1 protein-coding gene is annotated in these 26,913 nt (G+C 70.8%); it reads left to right on the forward strand.

Annotated features, from left to right (window positions below):
* Positions 1–91 precede the first annotated feature (91 nt).
* On the forward strand, positions 92–26,821 hold the full coding sequence (locus tag CJ177_RS28175; RefSeq protein ID WP_095869129.1) for a non-ribosomal peptide synthase/polyketide synthase: 26,730 nt from the start codon (positions 92–94) through the stop codon (positions 26,819–26,821).
* The last annotated feature ends 92 nt before the right edge of the window (positions 26,822–26,913 follow it).

A 26,913-nucleotide genomic window follows, 5' to 3' on the forward strand; every position in this document is an offset into this window, starting at 1 on the left:
GGCCCGCAGTGCCCTGGACCCGGCGAGCCTTGCGGGCGGATACTCGAAACAGTGCGTCCGTCCTGGTAGGGCGGGGCGAGGTCGAGTTCGAGTGTGCCCTGGACAAGGTGAAGGACCCGTTCCGGGGGCGGGAGAAACGCGCCGCCCCGCGGACCTCCGTGTTCCGGGCGGCGGCGAACCGATTCCGCTCTCGGCGGCGCAGCGGGCCACATGGTTCGCGCAGCAACTCGAACCGCAGGTCCCGATCTCCATCGCCCAGTACGTGGAGTTCCACGGTGTGCTCGACATCGACCTGCTCCGGCAGGAGACGGTGGAAGCGGCCCGCGAGTTCGAATCACCCTTCCTCAAGGTGTACGCCGTCGAGGGCCGGCCGCTGCAGTATGTGGACCATCGGACGGACACGTCGATCGCGTACATCGACTTCCGCGCGGAAGACGACCCGGTGGCGGCGGCGCACGAATGGATGGAACGTGATTACGTCACGCCGCTCGACCTGAGCGCCGACCGGCTGGTCGAGACGTCGATCCTGCAGACCGGTGACACGCACTTCCTGTGGTACAGCAGGATTCACCACGTCGCCCTCGACGGCTACGGGGCCATGACGATGCTGCGCCGCATCGCGCACCGGTATTCCGCGAAAGTCGGGGGCCGCGAACCGGATCCGAACCGGGCGGTGAGTCTGCGGCAGTTGTACGACATCGACAGCCGGTACCGCGCCTCCGAGCGTTTCGTGACCGATCGGGAGTACTGGGCGGCGCGGGTCGCCGGGCTCGAGGGCACCACGCTGGCGCGGACGGCGGGCCAGGTGTCGGCCACCAGCACGGTGGAGAGCGCCATCCTCTCGGACGACGTCGTGGCCGTTCTCGATTCCCGCGACAGCCTGTCGGCGGCGACCATCATCGCGGCCGCGGCATGCTACCTGTCGCGACGTACCGGCAGAACCGATGTGCTGGTGACCATTCCGGTGTCGGCGCGCACCACGGCGGTGCTGCGCAATTCCGGTGGCATGCTCGTCAACGTGGCCCCGATGCCCGTCAGCGTCCGGGCCGACGACACCGTCGCGGAACTGATCGAGAAGGTCCAGCGTGAGCTGGTCGCCGCACTGCGACACCAGCGGTGCAGCCTCGACGACATCCGCCGCGACGCCGGCGACACCGCGACGACGGCACTGTACGGGCCGATGGTGAACGTCATGTTGTTCCGCCAGGAGGTCGCGCTGGGTTCGCTTCTCGGCGATTTCCACATCGTCACGTCGGGTCCGGTCGAGGACCTGCTGATCAACGTGTATCAGAGCGGCACCCCCACCAGGATCTTCGTGGACTTCCGCGCGAACCCCAGCCGCTACGACGACGCGGAACTGCGGGAACACCATCGGCAGTTCGTCGAATTGCTCGAGGAACTGGCCACCGCAGACCCGGCGTCCCGGGTGGGCCGCATCCACGAGACCAGTTCCCGCACCGGCGAACGACTTCTGCGCGAGGCCGAGGAAATCGAGTACTGGCGCCGGCAACTGGACGGGTTACCCGACTTCCTGCCGTTGCCCACCGACCGCCGGCGGCCCGCGAGGTTGTCACCGGCGAGCGACCGGGTCACCGTGGTGGTGCCGAGGGAATTGCACCGTCGCGTGGCCGCACTGGCCGACGCCGCCGGCACCGCCGCCCGCACGGTGTTCCTGACGGCCCTGTCGATCCTGCTCGGCAGGGTCACCGGAAGCAGCGACATCGCCGTCGGAATTGCCGTGGACGTGGGCGATCGCCCGGACACCGTGGTGGTGCGGTCGCGGTACGCGAGCGAGGTGTCGTGCCACGACTATCTGTCGCACGTCCGGGACGTCGCCACCGACGCGGTGGCGCACAGTGATGTTCCGTTCGACCGGCTGGTCCGGGAGCTCGGCGTGTCGGTGTCGGACGCGTACGCACCGATCGTCCAGGTGCTCCTCGACACCCGCACGCCCCGCTCCCCGGGTTCCACCGTCTCCGGCCTCGACCTGTGCGTGACCGTGACCGAAGCGGCCGACGAGTCGGGGGCTCCGGCTGGTGTGGCCGTCGAATTCGGTTTCGCCGCAGAACTGTTCGACGCCCACACGATCCGGGTGGCCGCCGAGCGGTACCTCCGCATACTCGGCGCGATGGCGGCCGACCCCGAGGTTCCGGTCGGAGACATCGAGATCCTCTCCGCGGACGAACGTTCCGCGCTTACACCGGTACGAGGACGGCCGGGCCGGTCCGAGCGCACCCTGCCCGACCTCTTCGCGGACGCCGCCGCGCTGGATCCGGCGGCGACGGCCCTGTCGCGGCAGGGCGAGCAGTTGTCATACCGCGAGCTGGACCGGTGGTCGACACAGGTCGCGCGGATGCTGATCGACCGCGGGGTGGGGCCGGAATCGTTCGTCGCGCTGGCACTGCCGCGCTCGTTCCGGTCGGTGGCGTCCGTGTGGGCCGTCGCGAAGACGGGGGCGGCATTCGTCCCGGTGGACCCGAATTACCCGCCCGACCGAATCGACTACATGCTCGCCGATTCCGGTGCGGTGCTGGGCCTGACGGAGGAGTCGCTGCGGGGAAGCCTCCACGATTCGATTCCCTGGTGCGTGCTCGACGACCCGGACTTCCAGGCCGCCTGCGCGGCCCGGTCGGACAATCCGGTGACCGACTCCGACCGCATCCGGCCCCTGCACCTCGACAATTCCGCGTACCTGATCTACACGTCCGGCTCGACGGGGCAGCCGAAGGGCGTCACCGTCACGCACCGCGGGCTCGACAACTTCGCGGCCGACCAGCAGGAACGTTTCGGCGCCACGAGATCGTCCCGGACACTGCACTTCTCGACGCCGAGTTTCGACGCGTCCGTCTTCGAGTACCTGCAGGCGTTCGGGGTGGGTGCCACGATGGTGGTCGTGCCGCCGTCCGCGTACGGTGGCCCGGAACTGGCCGACCTACTGCGGTCGGAACGTGTCACGCACGGCTTCGTCACCACGGCAGCGCTGGGCACGATCCCGCCGGATTCGCTGGGCGACTTCCTCGACGTGGTCGTGGGCGGTGAGGTCTGCCCGCCCGAACTGGTGGCCCGGTGGGCGCCGGACCGCAGGTTGCACAACGCGTACGGTCCCACCGAAACGACCGTCATGGCGAACATCAGCGCACCGATGACCCCGGGTGACCCCATCACACTCGGCGGTCCGATCAGAGGCGCCGAGGAAGTGGTACTCGACGCCCGGCTCCATCCGGTACCCATCGGGGTACCCGGTGAGCTGTACATCGCCGGTGCCGGTGTGGCGCGGGGCTATCACCGCCGTCCCGGTCTCACCGCGGCGCGGTTCGTCGCCGACCCCTACGGCCGGGGCCGGATGTACCGCACCGGTGACGTGGTGCGGTGGCGGCCCGACCACACGCTCGAGTACCTGCGACGCAGCGACTTCCAGGTGAAGGTGCGGGGTTTCCGCATCGAGCTCGGCGAGATCGACGCAATGCTGCAGACACATCCGGACGTGCGGCTGGCCGTCACCATCGGCAGGCCGGGGCCGTCCGGGGACACGGTCCTGGTCTCGTACGTCGTCCCGGCCCCCGGCAGGCCGATCGAGACGACGGAACTGCTGCGACAGGTGCGGAACCGGTTGCCGGCGTACATGGTTCCCTCGGTCGTCGTGGTGCTGGACGAGATCCCGTTGACCCCGGTCGGCAAGCTGGACCGCGCGGCGCTGCCGGAACCGCGGTTCCTGTCCGCCGCCGCCGAGTTCAAGGCGCCTACCGACCCGGTCGAGGAGTCGATCGCCGAGGTCTTCACCGAGGTCCTCGGCGTCGAACGGATCAGTGTCGACGACAGCTTCTTCGACCTCGGCGGAAATTCCCTCGTGGCGACGCGGGTGATCGCGCGCGTCAACGCGGCACTCGGATCGGATGTGGGTGTGCGGGCGTTGTTCGAGGCGCCCACCGTCGAACTGCTGGCCGCCTACGTTCGCCGTGCGGGTACGGAGTTCGTGGACCGACCACCCCTGGTCGTCGGGGAGCGGCCCGACCGGATCCCGTTGTCGCTGGCGCAGCAGCGGATGTGGTTCCTCAACCAGTTCGACACGTCCTCGGTGGCGTACAACATTCCGATGGCCGTGCGCCTCACCGGACCTCTGGACTCGGACACGTTGCGGGCCGCGGTGGGGGACGTGATCGAGCGGCACGAGTCGTTGCGCACCGTGTATCCCGCGTCGACGGACGGGCCGTACCAGGTGATCGTCGACACCGCGGACGTCGTCCCGGACCTCACCCCGCACGTCGACGGCGACGAGTCGCTGCACGAGAGGATCGCGACCCTCCTCGCGGGCGGATTCGACGTGAGTGCGAAGGTGCCGCTGCGCGCGGCGCTGTTGTGGACCGGCCCCGACGAACACGTGCTGGTGATCGTGGTGCATCACATCGCCGCGGACGGGGCGTCGCTGGCGCCGCTGGCCCGCGACCTGATGGTCGCCTACTCGGCGCGCCGGTCCGGGACGCCGCCGAGCTGGGAGCCGCTGCCCGTGCAGTACGCCGACTTCAGCGTGTGGCAGCGTCGCCTCCTCGGCAGCGCCGGCGACGCGGACAGCCTCATGTCCCGGCAGCTGCAGTACTGGCGCGGTGTGCTGGCCGAACTCCCGGAGGTCAGCGCCCTGCCGCTCGACCGGAACAGGCCGGTCACCCGCTCCCTCGAGGGTGCGACCGCGGCGTTCTCGATCGACGCGGGCCTGCACCGGCAACTGCTCCTCCTCGCGCGCGAGCACCACGCAACCCTGTTCATGGTGATGCACGCGGCGCTGGCCGTGCTGCTGTCGAGGATGACCGGGTCGGGTGACGTCGCCATCGGAACCCCGATCGCGGGTCGCGGCGAGGCGGCGCTGGACGACCTGGTGGGGATGTTCGTCAACACGCTCGTGCTGCGGACTCCGGTGGAGTCCGGTGAGGTGTTCACCGACGTGCTGGCCCGGGCCCGCGACACAGATCTGGGCGCGTTCGGGCACACCGACGTTCCCTTCGAGAGCGTCGTCGACGAGCTGGCACCTGGCCGGTCGACATCCCACTCGCCGCTGTTCCAGGTGCTGCTCGAATTCCAGAACACCGTGCGCGCCCACCTCGAACTGCCGGGCCTGACCGTCGAGGCGGTCGACGTCGACCCGGGGGTCGCCAAATTCGACCTGCAGCTGTCGCTCGCCGAATACCACGACGAGAAGGGCGCCGCCGCAGGTATGGCCGCCGCCTTCCTGTACGCGACGGACGTGTTCGACCGGACGTCGGTGGTGGGGTTCGGGGAACGATTCGTCCGGGTGCTGCGGGCGGTGGTCGACGACCCGGCGGCGGTGGTGGGGGACATCCCGGTTCTCGGTGCGATCGAGCGCGACCTGGTGCTGGACCGGTGGAACCGTGCGGGTGTCACCGCCGACGCGCAGACCGTGGTCGAGTTGTTCGCGCGGGTGGCCGCGTCGACCCCGGACGCCACTGCGGTCGTGTGCGGTGACGGGACGCTGTCCTACGCCGAACTGGACGAGCGGGCGAACCGGTTGGCCCGGTTGCTGATCGCCGAGGGTGTGGGAACCGAGTCGCTGGTCGCGGTGATGGTGGATCGCACGCCTGCCCTCGTGGTGACGTTGCTGGCGGTGCTCGCCGCCGGTGGCGGGTACGTCCCGGTCGACACCAGCTATCCCGCCGAGCGGGTGGCAGCGATGTTCGAGGACGCGCGGCCCGTCTGCGCCGTGGTGAGCGCGGAATTCGCGTCGCTGGCGCCGACCGGGGTTCCGGTGGTGGCGCTCGACGATCCGTCGACGGCGCGTGCGGTGACGGCACTGTCCGGGCTGCCGGTCACCGACTCGGACCGGTTGCGGCCACTGCGGGCCGACGCCGTCGCGTACGTCATCTTCACGTCGGGGTCGACCGGGCGGCCGAAGGGCGTCCAGGTGTCGCATCGGTGCGTCGTCACGCTGCTCGCCAACACGCGGGAGTTGTTCGGGTTCGACTCGTCCGACGTGTGGACGCTGTTCCACTCGTACGCGTTCGACTTCTCCGTCTGGGAACTGTGGGGTGCGCTCGTCCACGGTGGCCGGCTGGTGCTGGTCGACTACTTCACCGCACGGTCGCCGGACACGTTCCTCGAACTGCTGCGCCGGGAACGGGTGACGGTGCTGAACCAGACCCCGACGGCGTTCTACCAGCTGACGGAGGCCGACCGTGCGGCGAACGCCGTCGAGGACACCGACCAGGCGCCACTGTCGCTGCGGCACGTGATCTTCGGTGGCGAAGCCCTCGACGTCGGACAGCTGGAGCGGTGGTACACCCGGCACGACGACCGGGCCCCCGTGCTGGTGAACATGTACGGCATCACCGAAACCACGGTGCACGTCAGCTTCCTCGCCCTCGATCGTGCGCTGGCGGCGTCGGTGCCGGGCTCGGTGATCGGCGGCGGACTCCCCGGTCTGCGTGTCTACGTCCTCGACGGCCGGCTGCACCCGGTGCCGCCCGGGGTGGTGGGCGAGCTGTACGTGTCCGGCGACCAGGTGACCCGCGGCTACATCGGCAGGCAGGGTTTGACCGCGACGCGTTTCGTCGCCGACCCGTTCGACCACCACCGGGCGGGCGCGCGCATGTACCGGTCGGGTGACGTCGTGAAGTGGGGTGCGGGCGGCCGGCTCGAGTACATGGGGCGCAGCGACTTCCAGGTGCAGCTGCGCGGGTTCCGGGTGGAACTCGGCGAAGTGGAGGCGGCTCTGGCCGCGTGCCCCGGGGTGGCGCAGTCGGTGGTCGTGGTGCGCGGCGACGACCGGGACGGCGACCGGCTGGTGGGCTACCTGGTCCGGGAGACCGGTGCCGATGTCGATGCGGCGGCGGTTCTCGACGCGGTCGGGGCGAGCGTTCCGTCGTACATGGTGCCGGCCGCGGTGGTGGTGATCGACGCCCTGCCCCTGACAGTCAACGGCAAACTCGATCGGAAAGCGCTGCCCGAAGCGGACTTCGGCACTTCGACGGTGGGATTCGCCGCCCCGCGCAATCCGGTGGAGGAGATCGTCGCCGCGGTGTTCGCCGACCTTCTCGGCATCGTCCGGGTGGGGGCGAACGACAGCTTCTTCGCACTCGGAGGGAACTCGCTGACCGCGACCCGGCTCGTCGCGCGCGTCAACGCTGCAGTCGGCGACCGGCTGGGCGTGCGGGACGTGTTCGACGCCCCGACTGTCGCCGGGTTGGCCGCCCGCGCCGAGGCCGGGGACTCCAACCTGGAATCCCGGCCGGCGCCGGCCCCGCGGGACCCGTCGCGGGAGGTCCCCGTCTCGCTCGCACAGCAGCGGATGTGGTTCATCAACCAGTTCGACACGGCCAGTGCGGCGTACAACGTCGCGATCGCGCTCCGCCTCACCGGCACGCTCGACGCGCAGGCGCTGGAGGCGGCCGTCGCCGACGTCGTCGAGCGCCACGAGTCCCTCCGCACCGTCTTCCCCCTCACCGACAGCGGTCCGCGGCAGGTGATCCTCCCGGCAGAGAAGGTGGCGCCCGCTCTCACGCCGCACGCCGTCGGGTCGGTGGACCTCCACGCGGAACTGCACCGCCTGCTCTCCGCAGGGTTCGACGTGACGGCGGAGGCACCGGTTCGGGCCCGGCTGTTCGGGGTGAACGAGCACGAGCACGTGCTGGCCGTGGTCGTGCATCACATCGCGGCGGACGGCTTCTCGATGGTTCCGCTCGCCCGCGACGTCCTGTCGGCGTACACCGCGCGGCGCCGCGGCGCCGCGCCGGACTGGACCCCGCTGCACGTGCAGTACGCCGACTACACACTGTGGCAACGTGACTGGCTCGGCGACGAAGACCAACACGGTTCGCCGCTCGCCCGCCAACTCGACTACTGGACCGCGACACTGGCCGACCTCCCGGATGTGCTGGAACTGCCGACGGACCGGCCCCGCCCGGCCGCCCGCACCCTGGGCGCGGGCCGCGTCGAGTTCGAGATCGACCCGGACCTCCACCGGAGCGTCGTGCAGCTCGCACGCAGGCACGGGTCGACCGTGTTCATGGCCCTGCACTCCGCGCTGGCCGTCCTGCTGTCGCGGCTGAGCGCGTCGGACGACGTCGCCGTGGGCACACCCATCGCGGGCCGAGGCGAGGCCGAGCTCGACGACCTGGTCGGGATGTTCGTGAACACTCTCGTGCTCCGGACCCCCGTCGACGGCGCCCGCACGTTCGCCGAGCTGCTCGGGCAGGTCCGCGAGGCCGATCTCGGGGCGTTCACGCACGCGGACGTCCCGTTCGAACGTGTCGTGGAGAGCCTGCGTCCCTCCCGTTCGACGGCGTACTCGCCGCTGTTCCAGGTGATGCTCGAATTCCAGAACACCGAGCGCCCCGAGTTGGAGCTGCCGGGCCTCCACGTCGAACCCCTCGACCTCGCGTTCGACACGATCAATTTCGACCTCCAGCTGACCCTGCGGGAGAACGTCGACGCCGAAGGACATCCCGCGGGCATCAGTGCGGCACTCGGGTACGCCACCGACATCTTCGACGTGGACACGGTGGCCGCGTTCGCCGCGCGCCTGGTCCGGATCCTGAGTGCCGTCATCGAGTCGCCGGACGCCCCGGTCGGCGACGTCGACGTCCTCGGCGCCGGCGAGCGGGTCGCACTGACGTCCGCGAGCGGCGGCCCCGGAGTGGCGGCTCGGACGCTGCCGCAGTTGCTGGCGGCCGCCAGGGCCGCGGACCCGGACGCTGCGGCGCTGTCCTTCGAAGGGCGTCAGGTGTCCTACCGCGACCTCGACGAATGGTCGAACAGGCTCGCCCGGCTCCTGATCGAGCGCGGCGTCGGCCCGGAACAGGTGGTGGCTCTGGCGCTGCCGCGGTCGATCGAATCCGTGCTGGCCGTCTGGTCGGTGGCCAAGACCGGGGCCGCGTTCCTGCCGGTCGACCCGAATCATCCGGCCGAGCGCATCGAGTACATGCTCGGCGACTCGGGCGCCGTCGCCGGTCTCACCACGGCCGCGCTGCAGTCAGCCCTTCCCGCGTCGATCCCGTGGCTGGTGCCGGGCGACCCCGGGACCGAGGCCGAACTCGCGCTGCTCCCGGCGGCGGGGGTGACCGACACCGACCGTACGTCGGCGTTGCACGTGGACCACCCCGCGTACGTCATCTACACGTCGGGATCGACGGGCAGGCCGAAGGGCGTGGTGACCACGCACCGCGGTCTGGCGAATTTCGCTGCGACGGAGCAGAACACGTTCGACACGACGGCGGCGTCCCGCACCCTGCACTTCGCGTCGCCGAGCTTCGACGCCTCCGTGCTGGAGCTGATGCTGGCGGTCGGGCCGGGCGCGACGATGGTGATCGCGTCCCCGTCCGTCTACGGCGGCGAGGAGCTCGCGGATCTGCTGCTGCGCGAGCGGGTCACGCACTGCTTCGTCACCCCGGCGGCGCTCGCCTCGGTCGATCCCGCCGGCCTCGAGAGCGTGCGGTGCGTGGTGACCGGCGGCGAGGCCTGCCCGCCGGAACTGGTGGCCCGCTGGGCGCCGGGCCGGGCCATGTTCGATGCGTACGGTCCGACCGAGTCGACCGTCGTGTCGAGCATCAGCACCCCGCTGGCGCCGGGCGAACCGGTCACGATCGGCGCGCCGACGCTCGGGTTCACCGAGGCGGTCCTCGACGCGCGGCTGCATCCCGTACCGGCGGGGGTCGCGGGGGAGCTGTATCTCACCGGCCCCGCGCTCGCACGCGGCTATCACGGGCGATACGCGCTGACTGCGGAACGCTTCGTGGCCAACCCCTTCGGGCCGGCGGGCAGCCGGATGTACCGGACCGGCGACCTCGTGCGCTGGACGGTGGACGGGCAACTCGACTACCTGGGGCGCACCGACTTCCAGGTGAAGATCCGCGGATTCCGGATCGAGCTCGGCGAGGTCGAATCGGCGCTGCTCGCGCACGGCGACGTGGCGGCGGCGGTCGCCGACGTGCGCCGGGACGAACGGTCCGGCGACCGGCTGATCGGGTACGTGGTCCCCGAACCCGGGGCGGACATCGATCCGGGCGAAGTGCTGCAGTTCGCGGGCACGCGGCTCGCGTCGTACATGGTGCCCGCCGCCGTCGTGGTGATCGCGGCGCTCCCGGTGACGGTCCACGGCAAGCTCGACCGGAAGGCGCTGCCGGAACCGGACTTCGGTGTCGCCGCCACCGACAGTCGTCCGCCACGCACCGAGACGGAGGCGCTGCTCGCCGGTCTGTTCCGGGACGTGCTGGGACTCGAGTCGGTGGGTGTGGACGATTCGTTCTTCGCGCTGGGCGGCGACAGCATCATGTCGATCCAGCTGGTGGCCCGCGCGAAGGCAGCCGGCCTGATCCTCTCCCCGCGGGACGTGTTCGAGCGCAGGACCGTCGCCGGTCTCGCCGAGGTGGCCCACTACGAGCGCGCGGATACCGTGGTGCTGGAGGAACTTCCCGGCGCCGGCGTCGGCCCGGTTCCGCTGACACCCGTCGTCGCGTGGATGCTGGGGCGCAGCGGCGGCCGGCTGGACCGGTTCTCCCAGGCCGTGCTGGTCACCGCGCCGCCCCGGCTCACCCGTGACGATCTCGCCGCCGCCGTCGACGCCGTGCTGGACCGCCACGACGTGCTCCGCGCGCGGCTCGCCGTCGACGAGGCGGGGCAGTGGGCCATGACGGTGCTGCCGACCGGGTCGGTGCAGGCCGACGCGCTGATCCATTACGTGCCCGTGACGTCGTTCGACGCCGGTGACTTCGACGCGGTGGCGAGAGCGGAACTGAACGCGGCGGCGGACCGCCTGGACCCGGCCTCGGCCAGCATGGTGCAGGTGCTCTGGTTCGACGGTCCCGGCGGGCAGGGGCGGTTGCTGCTGGTCGCGCATCATCTCGTGGTCGACGGCGTGTCGTGGCGGATCCTGATCTCGGATCTGGCGGCGGCCCACACCTGCGTCACCGAGAGGCTGACCGCGGCGCTGCCTGCGGTGGGGACGTCGATGCGGCGGTGGTCGCACGGACTCACCGATGCCGTAGGGCCTCGACGCGCCGAAGCCGGCCGGTGGCAGTCGATCCTGGACGGCCCCGATCCGCTCGTCGGCTCCCGGCCGCTGGATCCCGCAGTCGACGTCGATGCCACGACGGGCCGCGTCACCGTGGAAGTACCCGCACACGTCACCGAGGCACTCCTCACCACGCTGCCCGCCGCCTTCCACGGCACCGTCGGCGACGGCCTCCTCACGGCGCTCACGCTGGCGATGATTCGGTGGCGGCGCCGTCGTGGGGTCGAGACGACCGACGTGCTGATCAACCTCGAGGGTCACGGACGCGAAGACCACGTCGTGCCCGGCGCCGACCTGTCCCGCACCGTCGGGTGGTTCACCACACTGTTCCCGGCGCGACTCGACCTCACCGGCATCGGCGTCGACGCCGCCCTCGCCGGCGACGACGCGGCCGGGTCCGCGATCAAGGCGATCAAGGAACAACTCCTCGCCATCCCCGATCACGGCATCGGCTACGGGATGCTGCGGTACCTGGATCCGGTCGGCTCGGAGGCACTGCGCCGATTCCGGCCACCGCAAGTGAGTTTCAACTATCTCGGCCGGGTCGCGACGAGCGGGGGCGACGTGCCCTGGCTACCCGTCGCGGGCAGCGGGGACCTCGGCGGAACCCAGAACTACGACATGCCCGCCGCCTGGGTCGTGGACGTCAACGCCGCCACCACCGCCCGGGACGGCGCACCGGTACTCACCGCGACGTGGTCGTACCCCACGGGTGTGCTGGCCGCCGAGGACGTGGAAGAGCTGTCCGCACTGTGGGTTCGGGCGCTCACCGCCCTGGCCGAGCACGCGAGCCGTCCGGGCGCCGGCGGGCTGACGCCGTCCGATCTCGATCTGGTGTCCGTCGGGCAGACGGATATCGACCGGTTCGAGGGCACCTACCCGGACCTCGCCGACGTCTGGCCGTTGTCACCGCTGCAGGCCGGTCTGCTGTTCCACGCGCAGCTGTCCGAGCATCGCCTCGACGCGTATCAGGTGCAACTGGTCCTCGACCTCCGCGGCACCGTCGACTCCGCCAGACTCCGTCGCGCCGCACAGGGCCTGCTCGACCGGCACGCGAACCTCCGGGTGGCGTTCGCGGACACCGGTGGCGGACCGGTCCAGGTGGTACTCGCCAGGGCGACCGCGCCGTGGACCGACGTCGACCTGTCGGATCTCGACGACACCCGGATCGCGACGGAGGCGGCGGCACTCGTCGCGGCCGACCGCGCCGTCCCGTTCGAGATGTCCGAGGCGCCGCTGCTCCGATTCACGTTGCTGCGCACCGCACCCGACCGGTACCGGCTGGTCGTGACCCACCATCACATCCTCCTCGACGGATGGTCGACGCCGCTGGTGATCAAGGACCTGCTCGTCCTCTACGCCGCGGACGGCGATACGACGGCCCTGCCCCGCGTCACCTCCTACCGCGACTACCTGCAGTGGATCGGCAGGCAGGACCACGAACGGTCCACGGCCGCCTGGGTATCCGCCCTCGCCGGCTCGGACGAGCCGACGTTCGTGGCGCCAGCGGCGCGCGGCGAGCAGAGCTTCGCCGAACCCGAGGACGTGCGACTCGACGTGGGCGAGGAGAAGACCCGGGCGCTCGAGACCCTCGCGCGGGAGCACGGGCTGACGATGAACACCCTCGTCCAGGTGGCGTGGGGGCTCGTGCTGACCACACTCGGCACACGCGAGGACGTGGTTTTCGGAGCCACGGTGTCCGGCCGCCCACCGGGAGTGGCAGGCATCGAGTCGATGGTCGGGCTGTTCATCAACACGGTGCCCGTCCGGCTGCGCCTGCGCCGCGAGGAGACGCTCGCCGAACTGCTGCAGCGGTTCCAGCGTGAACAGTCCGCCCTCCTCGATCACCACTACGTGGGACTCACCGAGATCCAGCGCGCCGTGGGCGAGGGCGTCGTGTTCGACACGCTGACCGTGTTCGAGTCGTATCCGGTGGACCGCATGGGGTTGTCGGAAGACACCGACATCGACGGCATGCACGTCGCCGGGATCGAGGGGATCGACTCCACCCACTACCCGTTCACCCTGATGGCGCACGTCGACACCGGACTGCACCTGCGACTGCGGTACCAGCCGAACGTCTTCCAGAGCGAGTTCGCGGAGTCGGTGACGGCCCGCGTCGCGCGCGTCGTGCAGATCCTGCTGTCGGACATCGACACACCCATCGCCCACCTCACCCTGCTGTCGGAGGCCGAACTCCGGGAGTACACCGCGGTGTCCGGGGCCCCCGCCGGCCCGCCGAAGACCCTGCCCGAGATCCTCACCGCCTCGGCCGGGAACCGGCCGGAGGCGCCCGCGCTCGTCTTCGACGGACGCGAGACGAGCTACCGGGAACTCGACGAGCGGTCGAGCGCGCTGGCCCGCGTCCTCGTCGAACGCGGTGCCGGGCCGGAGACGTTCGTGGCGCTCGGGCTACCCCGATCACGGGAATCGGTGCTGGCCGTGTGGGCGGTCGCGAAAGCGGGCGCGGCGTTCGTGCCCGTCGACCCGAACTATCCCGCCGACCGCATCGAGCACATGCTGGCCGATTCCGGTGCGGCACTGGGTGTGACGACGTCGGCACACCGGCACCGATTGCCCGGTTCCGTGCCGTGGCTGGTGCTGGACGACCCGGCCTTCGACAGCACGTGGGCCGCCGCATCGCCGGTCCGCGTCACCGACCTGGACCGCCGGTCGGTGCTCGACGTCGACCACGCCGCGTACGCGATCTACACGTCCGGGTCCACCGGCAGGCCGAAGGGCGTCGTCGTCACCCACCGCGGTCTGGCGAACCTGCTCACCGAGCAGACCGAGCACTACACCGTGTCGCCCGACGCCCGGTGCCTGCACATCTGTTCACCCAGCTTCGACGTGGCGATACTCGAACTCGTCCAGTCGTGTGCGGCCGGGGCGACGCTCGTCATCGCTCCCCCCGACGTCTACGGCGGCGCGGAACTGGCCGCGCTGCTGCGACGCGAACGCGTCACCCACGCCTGCATCACCCCGGCCGTCCTGGCCACCGTGGAGCGCGACCGCATCGAGCACCTCGAGGCGCTCGTCGTGGCCGGCGACGCCGTCGGCGACGAACTGGTCGCCGCGTGGGGTGCGGATCGGGCGATGTACAACGGGTACGGCCCCACCGAGGCCACCATCCTCACCACCTTCAGCCGGCCGATGAGACCGGGCGAACCGGTCACCATCGGAAGCCCCGTCCGCGGCATCGCGCTGTCGGTCCTCGACGCGCGGCTGCAGCCCGTTCCGGCCGGGGTGCCCGGCGAGCTGTACATCGCGGGACCGGCGCTGGCCCGCGGATACCACCGGCGACCGGCTCTCACCGCGGAGCGGTTCGTCGCCGACCCCTACGGCGGCGGCCGGATGTATCGCACGGGCGACGTGGTGCGGTGGCGTCGCGACCACACCCTCGAATACCTCGGGCGCAGCGACTTCCAGGTGAAGATCCGCGGTCAGCGCGTCGAACTGGGGGAGATCGATTCGGTTCTCACCACCCACCCACACCTCGACTTCGCCGCGACTCTCGGCAGGCCGGGCCCGCTGGGGGACACCGCACTGGTGTCGTACGTGCTGCCGCACGACGGCGAGGAGGTGGCGGCGCCGGACGTGCTCGCGTTCGCGGGCCGGATCCTCCCCAAATACATGGTGCCCGCCGCGGTGGTGGTCCTCGACGAGATTCCACTGACCCCCGTCGGCAAGCTCGACCGGAAAGCGCTGCCCGCACCGGAATTCACGTCGGCGACCATCGGCTACCGGGCGCCCACCACTCCGGTCGAGGAGGCCGTCGCGCAAGTGTTCGCCGACGTGCTCGGTGCCCCGCGCGTCGGTGCGGACGACAGCTTCTTCGAACTCGGCGGCGACTCGCTCAGCGCCACCCGGGCGGTGGCGCGCATCAACTCCGCCCTCGACGCCGGGATCGGCGTGGCCGCACTGTTCGACGCGCCCGTCGTCGCCGATCTGGCGGTCCGGATCGACTCGGCGGCGACGGCGACCACCCCGTCGGTGGCACTCGCCGCACGACCACGCCCCGACCGGATCCCGTTGTCGCTGGCGCAGCAACGCATGTGGTTCGTCAACCAGTTCGACACGTCCTCGCCTGCCTACAACATCCCGATCGCCCTGCGACTGACCGGAGTCCTCGATCACGCCGCCCTGCTCGCTGCGGTCGGTGACGTCGTCGAGCGGCACGAATCACTCCGCACCGTGTTTCCCGGGTCGGTGGACGGACCGCACCAGGTGATCGTCGATCCCGGGCGGGCCACCCCCCGCCTCGATCCGGTGGCCGTCGCCGGTGACCGTGCACTGCGGGACGCCCTCGCAGCCCTCGTCGGCGCCGGTTTCGACGTGAGCGACGAGATCCCGTTCCGCACAATGCTGTTCGAGCTGGAACCCGAGCAGCACGTCCTCGCCATCGTCGTGCACCACATCGCCGCCGACGGGTTCTCCATGATGCCGCTGGCCCGCGACGTCATGCTCGCGTACACCGCCCGGACCGTGGGGGACACCCCCGGCTGGACCCCGCTGCCCGTGCAGTACGCCGACTACAGCGTGTGGCAACGGGACTTCCTCGGTGCGGTCGACGACCCCGACTCGGTGCTGTCGAGGCAGCTGGGCTACTGGACGGACACCCTGTCCGGTGCGCCCGAGGTGCTGCAGATCCCGGTCGACCGGCCGCGCCCCGCCCAGCGGTCGTACCGCGGGGACGTCGTCGAATTCGACGTGCCGGCCCGGCTGCACCGGGCATTGAACACGATCGCGGCCCGACATAATTCGACGCTGTTCATGGCGGTCCACGCGGCGTTCGCCGTCCTGCTGTCCCGGTTGTCGGGCACGGACGACGTCACGATGGGTACGCCCGTCGCCGGTCGCGGGCAGGCGGTACTCGACGACGTGGTGGGCATGTTCGTCAACACGCTCGTCCTGCGGACGGCGGTGGATCCGCGGGCGTCGTTCGGTGAGGTACTGACTGCGGTCCGGGCCGCCGATCTCGGTGCGTTCGAGCACGCGGACATCCCGTTCGAGCGGCTGGTCGACCATCTCGCCCCCGAACGATCCACGTCGCACACCCCTCTGTTCCAGGTGCTCATCGAATTCCGGAACGCGGAGGGCACCCACCTCGAACTGCCCGGACTCACCGTCGACTCGCTCGACGTGGACCTGGGCGTCGCGAAGTTCGACCTGGAACTGAGCGTCGCCGAACAGATCGACACGGACGGCGCACCGGCCGGACTCGCTGCCGGACTGCGGTTCGCGACGGACGTGCTCGATCGCGGCACCGTGGTGCGGTTCGGGGACCGGTTCCTGCGGGTGCTCGAGTCGGTCGCCGCTGCCGAGGGGATCCCGGTGGGCGACATCGAGATCCTGGACACGGTGGAGCGGGATCTGGTGCTGCCGGCGCTCGCCGAGCCCGCCGCGCCGGACGCCACCCTGGCGGAACTGTTCGAGCGGGCCGCGCGGCGTTCCCGGCACGCGACGGCCGTCGCGTGCGAAGGCGTCTCGCTCACCTACGAAGAGCTGGACACCCGGGCGAATCGTCTGGCGCGGTTGCTGATCGTGCGGGGCGCCGGCCCCGAGACTCTGGTGGCCGTCGCCGCCGCGCGGTCGGTGGATCTGGTGGTGGCGCTGCTCGCGGTGGTGAAGTCGGGCGCCGGTTATGTGCCCGTGGACGTCACGTACCCGGCGGAGCGGCTCGCGTTCGTGTTCGCCGACGCCCGGCCGGTGTGTGTGCTGACCACCGAGGCCGAATCCGACGCGGTCCGGGCGAGCGGGGTCCCGCTCCTCCTCGCGGACAGCGCGGAGACGGTGGCCGAACTCGACCGTACGTCTCCGCTGCCGGTGACCGACGGCGACCGGACCGGGCCACTGCGCCCGGACTCGGTGGCGTACGTCATCTACACCTCCGGCTCGACGGGCCGGCCGAAAGGCGTTCAGGTGGCGCACCGCAACGTCGTCACCCTGTTCGCGAACACGCAGCCCCTGTTCGGGTTCGATGCCTCCGACGTGTGGACGATGTTCCACTCGGCGGCATTCGACTTCTCCGTGTGGGAGTTGTGGGGTGCGCTGCTCCACGGCGGCCGGCTGGTGGTGGTCGACTACTTCACGACCCGCTCACCCGACATGTTCCTGCGACTGCTGCGGGACGAGAACGTCACCGTCCTGAATCAGACCCCCACCGCCTTCTACCAACTCGCCGAGGCGGACCGGGTGGCCGGTGCCGCCGAACTCGCCCTCCGCGTCGTGGTGTTCGGCGGCGAAGCCCTCGACCTGGGGCAGCTCACCCGCTGGTACGCGCGGCGCGTCGACACCGCCCCGGTGCTGGTGAACATGTACGGCATCACGGAAACCACCGTGCACGTCAGTCACCTGCCGCTGGACGAGGAACTCGCAGCGTCCGCCTCGGCCTCCGTGATCGGCCGGGCGCTGCCCGGCCTGCGCGTCTACGTGCTCGACACCCGCCTGCACCCGGTGCCGCCGGGAGTGGTCGGGGAACTCTACGTGTCGGGCGCGCAGGTGTCCCGGGGTTATCTGGGCCGGTTCGCGCTCACGTCGACCCGGTTCGTGGCCGACCCCTACAGACCCGGGTCGCGGATGTACCGGTCCGGCGACCTCGGCCGGTGGAACACGGACGGCCAGCTGGAATATCTGGGCCGCAACGACTTCCAAGTCCAGGTCAAGGGTTTCCGCATCGAGCTCGGCGAGGTGGAGTCGGCGCTCCTCGACTGCGACGGTGTGGCGCAGTCGGTGGTGCTGGCGCGGCGCGAACGACTGGTGGGCTACGTGGTGCCCGAGGCGGGCCGGGTGCTGGACCCGGCCGGAATCGTCGACGCGGTCGCCGGCCGGCTGGCGGCGCACATGGTGCCCGCGGCCGTGGTGGTGCTCGACGCCCTGCCCCTCACCGTGAACGGCAAACTCGACCGCCGGGCGCTGCCCGAACCGGACTTCGGACGGCAGGTGTCGCTCGGTCGTGCCCCCGCCACGGAGACCGAGCGGATCCTGGCCGCCCTGTTCGCCGAGGTCCTCGGAATCGAATCGGTGGGTGTCGACGATTCGTTCTTCGCGGTGGGCGGCGACTCCATCATGTCGATTCAGCTCGTCACCCGGGCGAAGGCGTCCGGGGTGGTGATCACCCCGCGGGACGTGTTCGAACGCAAGACGGTTGCCGCACTCGCGGAGGTCGCGACCGCGGGGGAGGAGACCGTCACGCTGGAGGAGTTGCCCGGCGGCCGCGTCGGCGAGTTGCCGCTGACCCCGATCGTGCACTGGATGCTGGGCAGGGACGGCGATTTCCGGCGGTACTCCCAGGCCGCGATGTTCACGACCCCCGCCGCACTGGACGAAGACACGCTGACGGCGGCGATGCAGGCCGTCCTGGACCGGCACGACATGCTGCGCGCCCGGCTGTACCGCAGCGACCGGGCCGAGCGCGGTGCGGCGATGGTGGTCGCACCACCCGGCTGGGTGCGGGCGACCGCCGTGGTGCGCACGGTGCCGCCCGACGCCGCGGACTCGTTCACCGAGGCCGCGTCCCGCGAACTGGACGCCGCCGCGGGCCGGCTCGACCCGGAGTCGGGTGTGATGGTGCAGGCGGTGTGGTTCGCGAGCAGCGCGACGCCTGCCGCCGCCGGACGGCTGCTGATCGTTGCCCATCACGTGGTGGTCGACGGGGTGTCGTGGCGCATCCTCGTTCCCGACCTCGCCCTCGCCTGCGCTCAGGTGCTGTCGGGTGAGCCGCCTACCCTGCCCGGCACCGGCACGTCGATGCGCCGGTGGGCGCACGCCCTCACGGACGTCGCGCAGGAACCCTCCCGCACAGCCGAACTCGACCTGTGGCGGCGGATGCTCGACACCCCGGACCCGCCGCTCGGGTCGCGGCCCCTCACGGCATCCGACGTCCAGACCTCCGACGTCGAGGTCCAGCTCTCCGTCGAAGTGACGGAGGCGCTGCTGACGACGCTGCCACAGGCCTTCCACGGGAGCGTCGGCGACGGACTGCTGACGGCGCTGGCGTTGGCGCTCGTACGCTGGCGCCGGGCGCGCGGGATCGAGTCGTCCGGCGCGCTGGTGAATCTCGAGGGGCACGGTCGTGAGGAGCAGGTGGTTCCGGGCGCCGATCTCGCCCGCACCGTCGGCTGGTTCACCACGATCTTCCCGGTGGGCCTCGACCTGAGCGGCGTGGACGTCGACGACGCGTTCGCCGCCGGACCCGCCGCCGGTGCTGCGGTCAAGGCGGTGAAAGAGCGGTTGCAGTCGATCCCCGACCACGGCATCGGGTTCGGGCTGCTCCGTTACCTCGACGCCGAGACGGCTCCGGAACTCGCGGCCCTGCCGAACGCGCAGGTGAGTTTCAACTACCTCGGCAGGCTCGGTTCGGGTTCCGCGGCGGACGGCGACTGGACGCCGGTCTCCGACGCGGGGCTCGCCGCCGCCGCGCATTCCGGGCTGCCCGCGGCGGCCGTCGTCGACGTGAACGCCAGGACCACCGACACCGCCGCAGGTCCCACGCTTACCGCCACGTGGTCGTTCCCCGTCGGGGTGATCGCCGCCGACGACGTCGGCGAACTCGCGGGGCTGTGGGTCAGCGCGCTCGGGGCCCTCACCGCGCACGCCCGGTCCGGTGGCGGCGGCTTCACCCCGTCCGACCTGAACCTCGTCCGGCTCGGCCAGAGCGCGATCGACGACCTCGAGCGCCGCTACCCGGCGATGACCGACGTCTGGCCGCTGTCGCCGCTGCAGGCGGGCATGCTGTTCCATGCCGAACTGGCCGACGAATCGGTGGACGCGTACCTCGTCCAGCTGATCCTCGACCTCGGCGGCGACGTCGATGCCGAACGACTGCGCCGGGCCGCCGGCGCCCTCCTCGACCGCCACCCGAACCTGCGCAGCGCGTTCTGTCACGACACCGAGGGCGGGGCCGTGCAGGTGGTCTCGGGCCGGGTTGCGGTGCCCTGGCGGGAGAGCGACCTGAGCGGACTGGACGAGGACGCGGCGACCGCCGAGATCGAGCGACTGCTGGCCGCCGACCGGACCACCCCCTTCGACATGGCCACCGCACCGCTGATCCGGTTCCTGCTGGTGCGGACGGCCGGCGGCCGCTGCCGACTGGTGTCGACGAACCACCACATCCTGCTCGACGGCTGGTCGATGCCGCTGATGATCCGGGAACTGCTCACGCTGTACGCCACGAATGCCGACCCGGCGCCGCTGCCCCGTGTACGGGACTACCGCGACTACCTGGCGTGGTTGAACGGGCGCGACACCGACCTGGCCGCGCGGGCCTGGGCGGACACCCTCGCGGGGGTCGAGGAACCGACGCTGCTGGTGCCCGCCGATCGGGCTCGCCAGCTGTCGACCGTGTCGCGGGAGTGGGTGTTCGACCTCGACGAGGACCGGACCGACCGGCTGCGCGAATCCGCGCGCGCTCGCGGGTTCACGCTCAACAGCATTCTGCAGACGGCATGGGGCATCGTGCTGGGGATGCTCACCGGACGCGACGACGTCGTGTTCGGTGCCACCGTCTCCGGCCGGCCGCCGGAACTCTCCGGCATCGAGACGATGGTCGGGCTGTTCATCAACACCGTGCCGGTGCGCGTCACGCTGCGCCCGGAGGAGACGCTCGGCGCGTTGCTGGAGCGGGTGCAGGCCGAGCAGGCGGCAATGCTCGATTACCACTACACGGGTCTCGCCGAGATCCAGGACGCCGCGGGTCCCGGCGTCGGGTTCGACACGCTCACCGTGTTCGAGTCGTACCCGGTGGACCGGGCCGGGCTGTCGGAGGACACCGACATCGCCGGGCTCCGCGTGACCGGCGTGGATGCCCGCGACGCCGCCCACTACCCGCTGAGCCTCGTCGCGTCGGCGGCGGCGAGCCTGCACCTGAAGTTCGAGTACGTGCCCGACCTGTTCGCCCCCGGTGTGATCGAGGACATCGCCGAGCGGGTGGTGCGGGTGCTCGACGCCTGCACCGGTCCCGACGTGCCGCTCGCCCGGCTGTCGCTGCTCACCGAGCGCGAACGCGCGGAACTGGTACCGGTCCGCGGTGGTCCCGCCGGCTCCGTCCGCACGCTCCCGCAGATCTTCACGAACGCCGCCGCGGTCGAACCGGATGCGGTCGCCCTGTCGTCCGGCGACGTCGAGGTGTCGTACCGGGAGCTGGACGAGCGGTCCAACCGGCTCGCCCGTGCTCTGATCGACCGCGGACTCGGCCCGGAAACATCGGTGGCCGTGGGTATCCCACGCTCGATCGAGTCGGTGCTGTGTGTCTGGGCGGTGGCCAAGACCGGGGCCGTGTTCGTACCCGTCGACCCGAACTATCCGGGCGAGCGCATCACGCACATGCTCACCGATTCGGAGTGCGCACTCGGGCTGACGACGTCCGAGTATCGCGCCCGCCTGCCCGAGAACACCGGCTGGCTGGTTCTCGACGACGCGGCGTTCGCCGCCGAGTGCGCGGCCGGATCCGCGGAACCGGTCCACGACCGCGACCGCACGGCACCGGTCACCCTCGACTCGGCCGCATATCTCGTCTACACATCGGGGTCCACCGGCAGGCCGAAAGGCGTGACCGTGACGCACCGCGGTCTCGACAATTTCGCGCGCGACCAACTCGCCCGCTTCGGTGCGGATCCCGAGTCCCGGACGCTGCACTTCTCGACACCGAGCTTCGACGGATCCGTGTTCGAATACCTGCAGGCGTTCGGCGCGGCGGCGACGATGGTGATCGCGCCGACCACCGTCTTCGGCGGCGACGAACTCGCCCAGCTGATCCGGGACCGGCACGTCACGCACGCATTCGTCACCACAGCGGCGCTCGCGTCCCTCGACCCGGCGGGGCTGGATCAGTTCACCGACGTCGCCGTCGGCGGCGAGGCCTGTCCGCCCGAACTCGTGTCCCGGTGGGCGCCGGGGCGCCGGTTGTACAACGCGTACGGGCCGACCGAGACCACGATCATGTCCAACATCAGCGATCCCCTGGCCCCGAGGGAGCGCATCACCATCGGCGGACCGATCCGCGGTGTCACGGAGTTGGTGCTGGATTCCCGGTTGCAGCCGGTTCCGGTCGGGGTTCCGGGGGAGTTGTACCTCGCCGGCGCGGGACTGGCGCGCGGCTACCACCGCCGCCCCGGGCTGACGGCGGAACGGTTCGTCGCCGACCCCGCCGATCCCGGGGAACGGATGTACCGCACCGGCGACATCGTGCGCTGGACCGCCGAGCACGTCATCGAGTACCTCGGCCGCAGCGACTTCCAGGTGAAGGTGCGCGGGTTCCGCATCGAACTCGGCGAGATCGACACCACCCTCGTGGCGGACCCCGACGTCCGGTTCGCCGTCACGGTCGCCTACCGCGGACCGGCCGGGGACACACTCCTCGCGTCCTACGTCGTGCCCGCACCCGAACGTGCCCTCGACACCGAGACGATCACCCACCGGCTCGCGAGCAGACTGCCCGCCCACATGGTTCCGTCCTCGATCACGGTGCTGGACGAGATCCCGCTGAACGCCGTCGGCAAGTTCGACCGCAAAGCCCTGCCCGCACCCGAATTCGACGTCGACACGCGCGAATACCGGGCACCCGCCGATCCGGTCGAGGAGACGGTGGCCGAGGTCTTCGCGGAGGTCCTCGGCCTCGACCGGGTGAGCGCGGATGCGGGATTCTTCGACCTCGGCGGCAACTCGCTGAGCGCGACCCGCGCGGTGGCCCGCCTGCGCGCCGCACTCGACACCGACATCGGCGTGCGGGCGTTGTTCGAGGCGCCCACCGTCGAGGCATTCGCCGCGCGCATCGAGCATGCGGGAGCGGGTCCGTCGGGCCGCCCCGCCCTCACCGCCGGAGCCCGGCCCGACCGCATCCCGCTGTCCTACGCCCAGCAACGCATGTGGTTCATCAACCAGTTCGACACGAGTTCGCCCGCCTACAACATCCCGATGGTGGTGCGGCTCACCGGCGACCTCGACGTGGATGCGCTGACCGCAGCGGTGACGGATGTCGTGACCCGGCACGAGTCGTTGCGCACCCGCTTCCCGCTCCGCGACGGCGAACCCGTCCAGGAAATCCTGTCGCCCACCGGCCACCAAGGCTGTGGCCGATCAGAACAAGCGCCGATGCTCGCCCCGACCGCGGTCGTGGACGAAGACCTCCTCCGGGAGGAGCTCACCCGGCTGGTGTCGGCCGGCTTCGACGTCGCCGCCGCCGTCCCGCTGCGCGTCGCCCTGTTCTCCCTCGACCCGACGGATCATGTGCTCGCCGTGGTGGTCCACCACATCTCGGCCGACGGCTTCTCCATGGCACCGCTGGTGCGGGATGTGATGATCGCGTACGAGTCCCGCGTCCACGGTCGCGCCCCTGCATGGACGCCGTTGCCCGTGCAGTACGCCGACTACACACTGTGGCAACGCAGGCTACTGGGGTCCGAGGACGACCCCGGGTCGCTGATCTCGCGGCAACTGGCCTACTGGGAGTCGGCGCTGGCCGGGCTGCCCGAACTCCTCGAACTGCCCGCCGACCGTCGGCGTCCCGCACAGCAGTCGTTCCGCGGCGAGCGGGTGCGCTTCGCGATCGCCCCCGGCCTGCACGAGCGGATCCGGATGGCGGCGCGAGAGCACCGGTCCACCGAGTTCATGATCGTGCATGCCGCACTCGCCGTGCTGCTCGGCCGGCTCGGCGGCACCGGGGACGTGGCGATCGGCACCCCGATCGCCGGCCGCGGCGAGGCGGCCCTCGACGACCTCGTCGGCATGTTCGTCGGCACGCTGGCCCTGCGCACCCCGGTGGAGGCAGGACAGCCGTTCCGTGACCTGCTCGGTCGGGTCCGCGACGCCGATCTCGGCGCCTTCGCGCACGCCGACCTGCCTTTCGAACGGGTGGTGGACGCCGTCGGACCGGTGCGGTCGACCGCCCACTCGCCGCTCTTCCAGGTGTCCCTCGAATTCCAGAACACCGAGAGTCCCGCTCTGCGGTTGCCGGGGCTGACCGTCGAGGGGCTCGATCCCGATCTCGCCGTCGTGAAGGTGGACCTCGAGGTGATCCTCGACGAGCGGTTCGCCGTCGATGGCAGCGCTGCGGGCATGGTGGGTGCGATCGACTACGCGACCGACCTGTTCGACGCCGACACGGTGCGCGGGTTCGCAGAACGGTTCGTGCGCATCCTCGACACCGTCACCGCGGAACCCGGTGTTCCGGTCGGCGACATCGAGATCCTCGGCACCGACGAAGTCGCGGCGCTCACCCCGGCGCGCGGTGCACCCGACGCCCCGAATGTCCTGCTGCCGGAACTGCTCTCGGCGGCGGCCGAACGAGACCGGAGCGCCGATGCGGTGTCGTACCGGGGCCGGATGATCAGCTACCGCGAACTCGACGAATCCTCCAACCGGTTGGCGCGCCGCCTGATCGAGGACGGTGCGGGTCCGGGAACCACCGTCGCTCTGAGCCTGCCGCGCTCGATCGAATCGGTGCTGTCGGTGTGGGCCGTCGCTCGAACGGGCGCCGCGTTCCTGCCGGTCGACCCCGGGTATCCACTCGACCGCATCGAGCACATGCTCACCGATTCCGGGGCGGTGTCCGGGGTGACCCTCCGGGCACACCGAGATCGGCTGCCCGGCACCGTGAACTGGATCGTGCTCGACGACGCCGAAGCCGAGGAGCGGATCCAGGTGCAGTCGCCTGCCCCCGTCACCGACGCGGACCGGACGGCGCCGCTGCACGAAGCGCATCCCGCGTACCTCATCTACACGTCCGGATCCACGGGTATCCCCAAGGGAGTGGCCGTCACGCACCGCGGCCTGGCGAACCTCGCCGCGGAGGAGCGCGACCGTCTCGCAGTCACACCCGGCGCCCGGGTGCTGCACTTCGCGTCGCCGAGTTTCGACGCCTCCGTGTTCGAACTGGTCATGGCGTTCTGCGCGGGTGCGACGCTGGTGATCGCCCCGCCGACGATCTACGGCGGCACCGAACTGGCCGGACTGCTGAGCGACGAGCGGGTATCCCACGGATTCGTCACCCCGACCGCACTGGCGTCGATGGACCCCCTCGGCTTCGAGTCGCTGCAGACGCTGGTCGTGGCCGGTGAGGCCTGTCCACCCGAACTCGTCGCCCGGTGGGCGCCCGGCCGCCGGATGTTCAACGCCTACGGTCCGACCGAGACCACGATCATGTCGAACATCAGCGAGGCGCTGGTGCCGGGCGACCCGATCACGCTCGGCGCACCGACCCGCGGCGTCTCGGAGGTGGTGCTGGATTCACGGCTGCGCCCGGTGCCGGTCGGTGTGGTCGGTGAGCTGTATGTGTCGGGACGCGCCCTGGCGTCCGGGTATCACCGTCGGCCCGGTCTGACGGCCTCCCGGTTCGTGGCCGCCCCCTGGGGCGCCCCGGGCGAGCGGATGTACCGCACGGGAGACGTGGTGCGGTGGCGCCGGGACGGCACCCTCGAGTACGTCGGGCGCAGCGACTTCCAGGTGAAGATCCGCGGGTTCCGCATCGAACCCGGCGAGATCGACGCCGCACTCACCGATCATCCCGACGTCGGGTTCGCCGTCACCATCGGCCGTGCCGGGCCTGCCGGGGAACCGCTGCTCGTCTCGTATGTCCGTCCGATCGGCGGCGCGGACATCGACCCCGCGGAACTCACCAGGCTCGTCGGGGAGCGTCTGCCCGCCCACATGGTGCCCGCCGCGATCGTCGTCCTCGACCAGATTCCGCTGACGCCGGTGGGCAAGCTGGATCGCGCCGCACTGCCCGCACCCGAGTTCCTCTCTGGCGTCCGCTTCCGGTTGCCCGCGAACGACCTCGAGGCGGCAGTCGTGGAGGTCTTCGCCGAGGTGCTCGGTCTCGACCGGGTGGGGGCCGAGGACAACTTCTTCGAGAGGAGCGGAAACTCCCTGCTCGCCACGAAGGTGATCGCCGCCCTGCAGGAGAGACTCGATCGGAAGATCCCGCTGCAATGGATGTTCCTCGATCCGACCCCGGCCGGCCTCGCCCGCAGGATCGCTCTGCCGTCGGCGGAGGGCGGTGTGACGGAGGCGCTGGGGGTGGTGATTCCGCTGCGCACCGAGGGCGCCGGACGACCGCTGTTCTGCGTCCACCCGGGAATCGGGCTCTCCTGGGGGTATGCGGGTCTCGTCCGGTATCTGCCGGCCGACCGCCGCGCGTTCGGACTGCAGTTGCCCATGATCAGCGGGGACGGCGACTACCAGTCGATCGAACAACTCGCGCACCGGTACGTCGAGGAGATGAAGGCCATCCAGCCGGAGGGACCGTACGACCTGCTCGGCTGGTCGCTGGGCGGGGTCATCGCGCACGCGATGGCCGTCGAACTGCAGAGGGCCGGCGACGAGGTCGCCACACTGGCGGTCATGGACAGCTATCCCGACAACGGCGAGGATCCGCTGTTCGGGAAGCTCGACATGCGGGATCTGCTGCGCGGCCTGGGGCTCGTCGTCGCCACCGACGGCGACCTCACCTACGAACGCGCGGCGCAACTGCTGAACGAATCGTGGGGCAGTGACTCCGGACTGCGCGGAGAACACCTCGAGCGAATCAACGCCGGATACGAGAATTCGCGAAACCTGGTCCACCGGTTCAATCCGCAGGTCTACGATGGCGAGCTGCTGATCTTCCCCGCGACCGGCGACGACGACGGCGCCACGCGCGCCCGGTCGGCGGACGAGTGGCGGCCGCTCGTGACAGGTCGAATCGTGGAGCATCCGGTGGACTGCGGGCACAACGACATGATCGAGCCGCAGTCCCTCGCCGTCATCGGTCCGGTGCTGTCGAGGTATCTCGAGGCCGATCGCACCCGGCACCGCGAGAACCGAATCCGCTGAACAGAGCCGCGCCGCTGTGCGACGATGGGGTCTGTGCGCCCTGTCGATGGCGAACGAATTTTCTGGGGGGCGGGGAAAAGCTACCGCCTCCC

This window comes from Rhodococcus sp. ACPA1 (assembly GCF_002300195.1).
Lineage (GTDB): Bacteria > Actinomycetota > Actinomycetes > Mycobacteriales > Mycobacteriaceae > Rhodococcus_F > Rhodococcus_F opacus.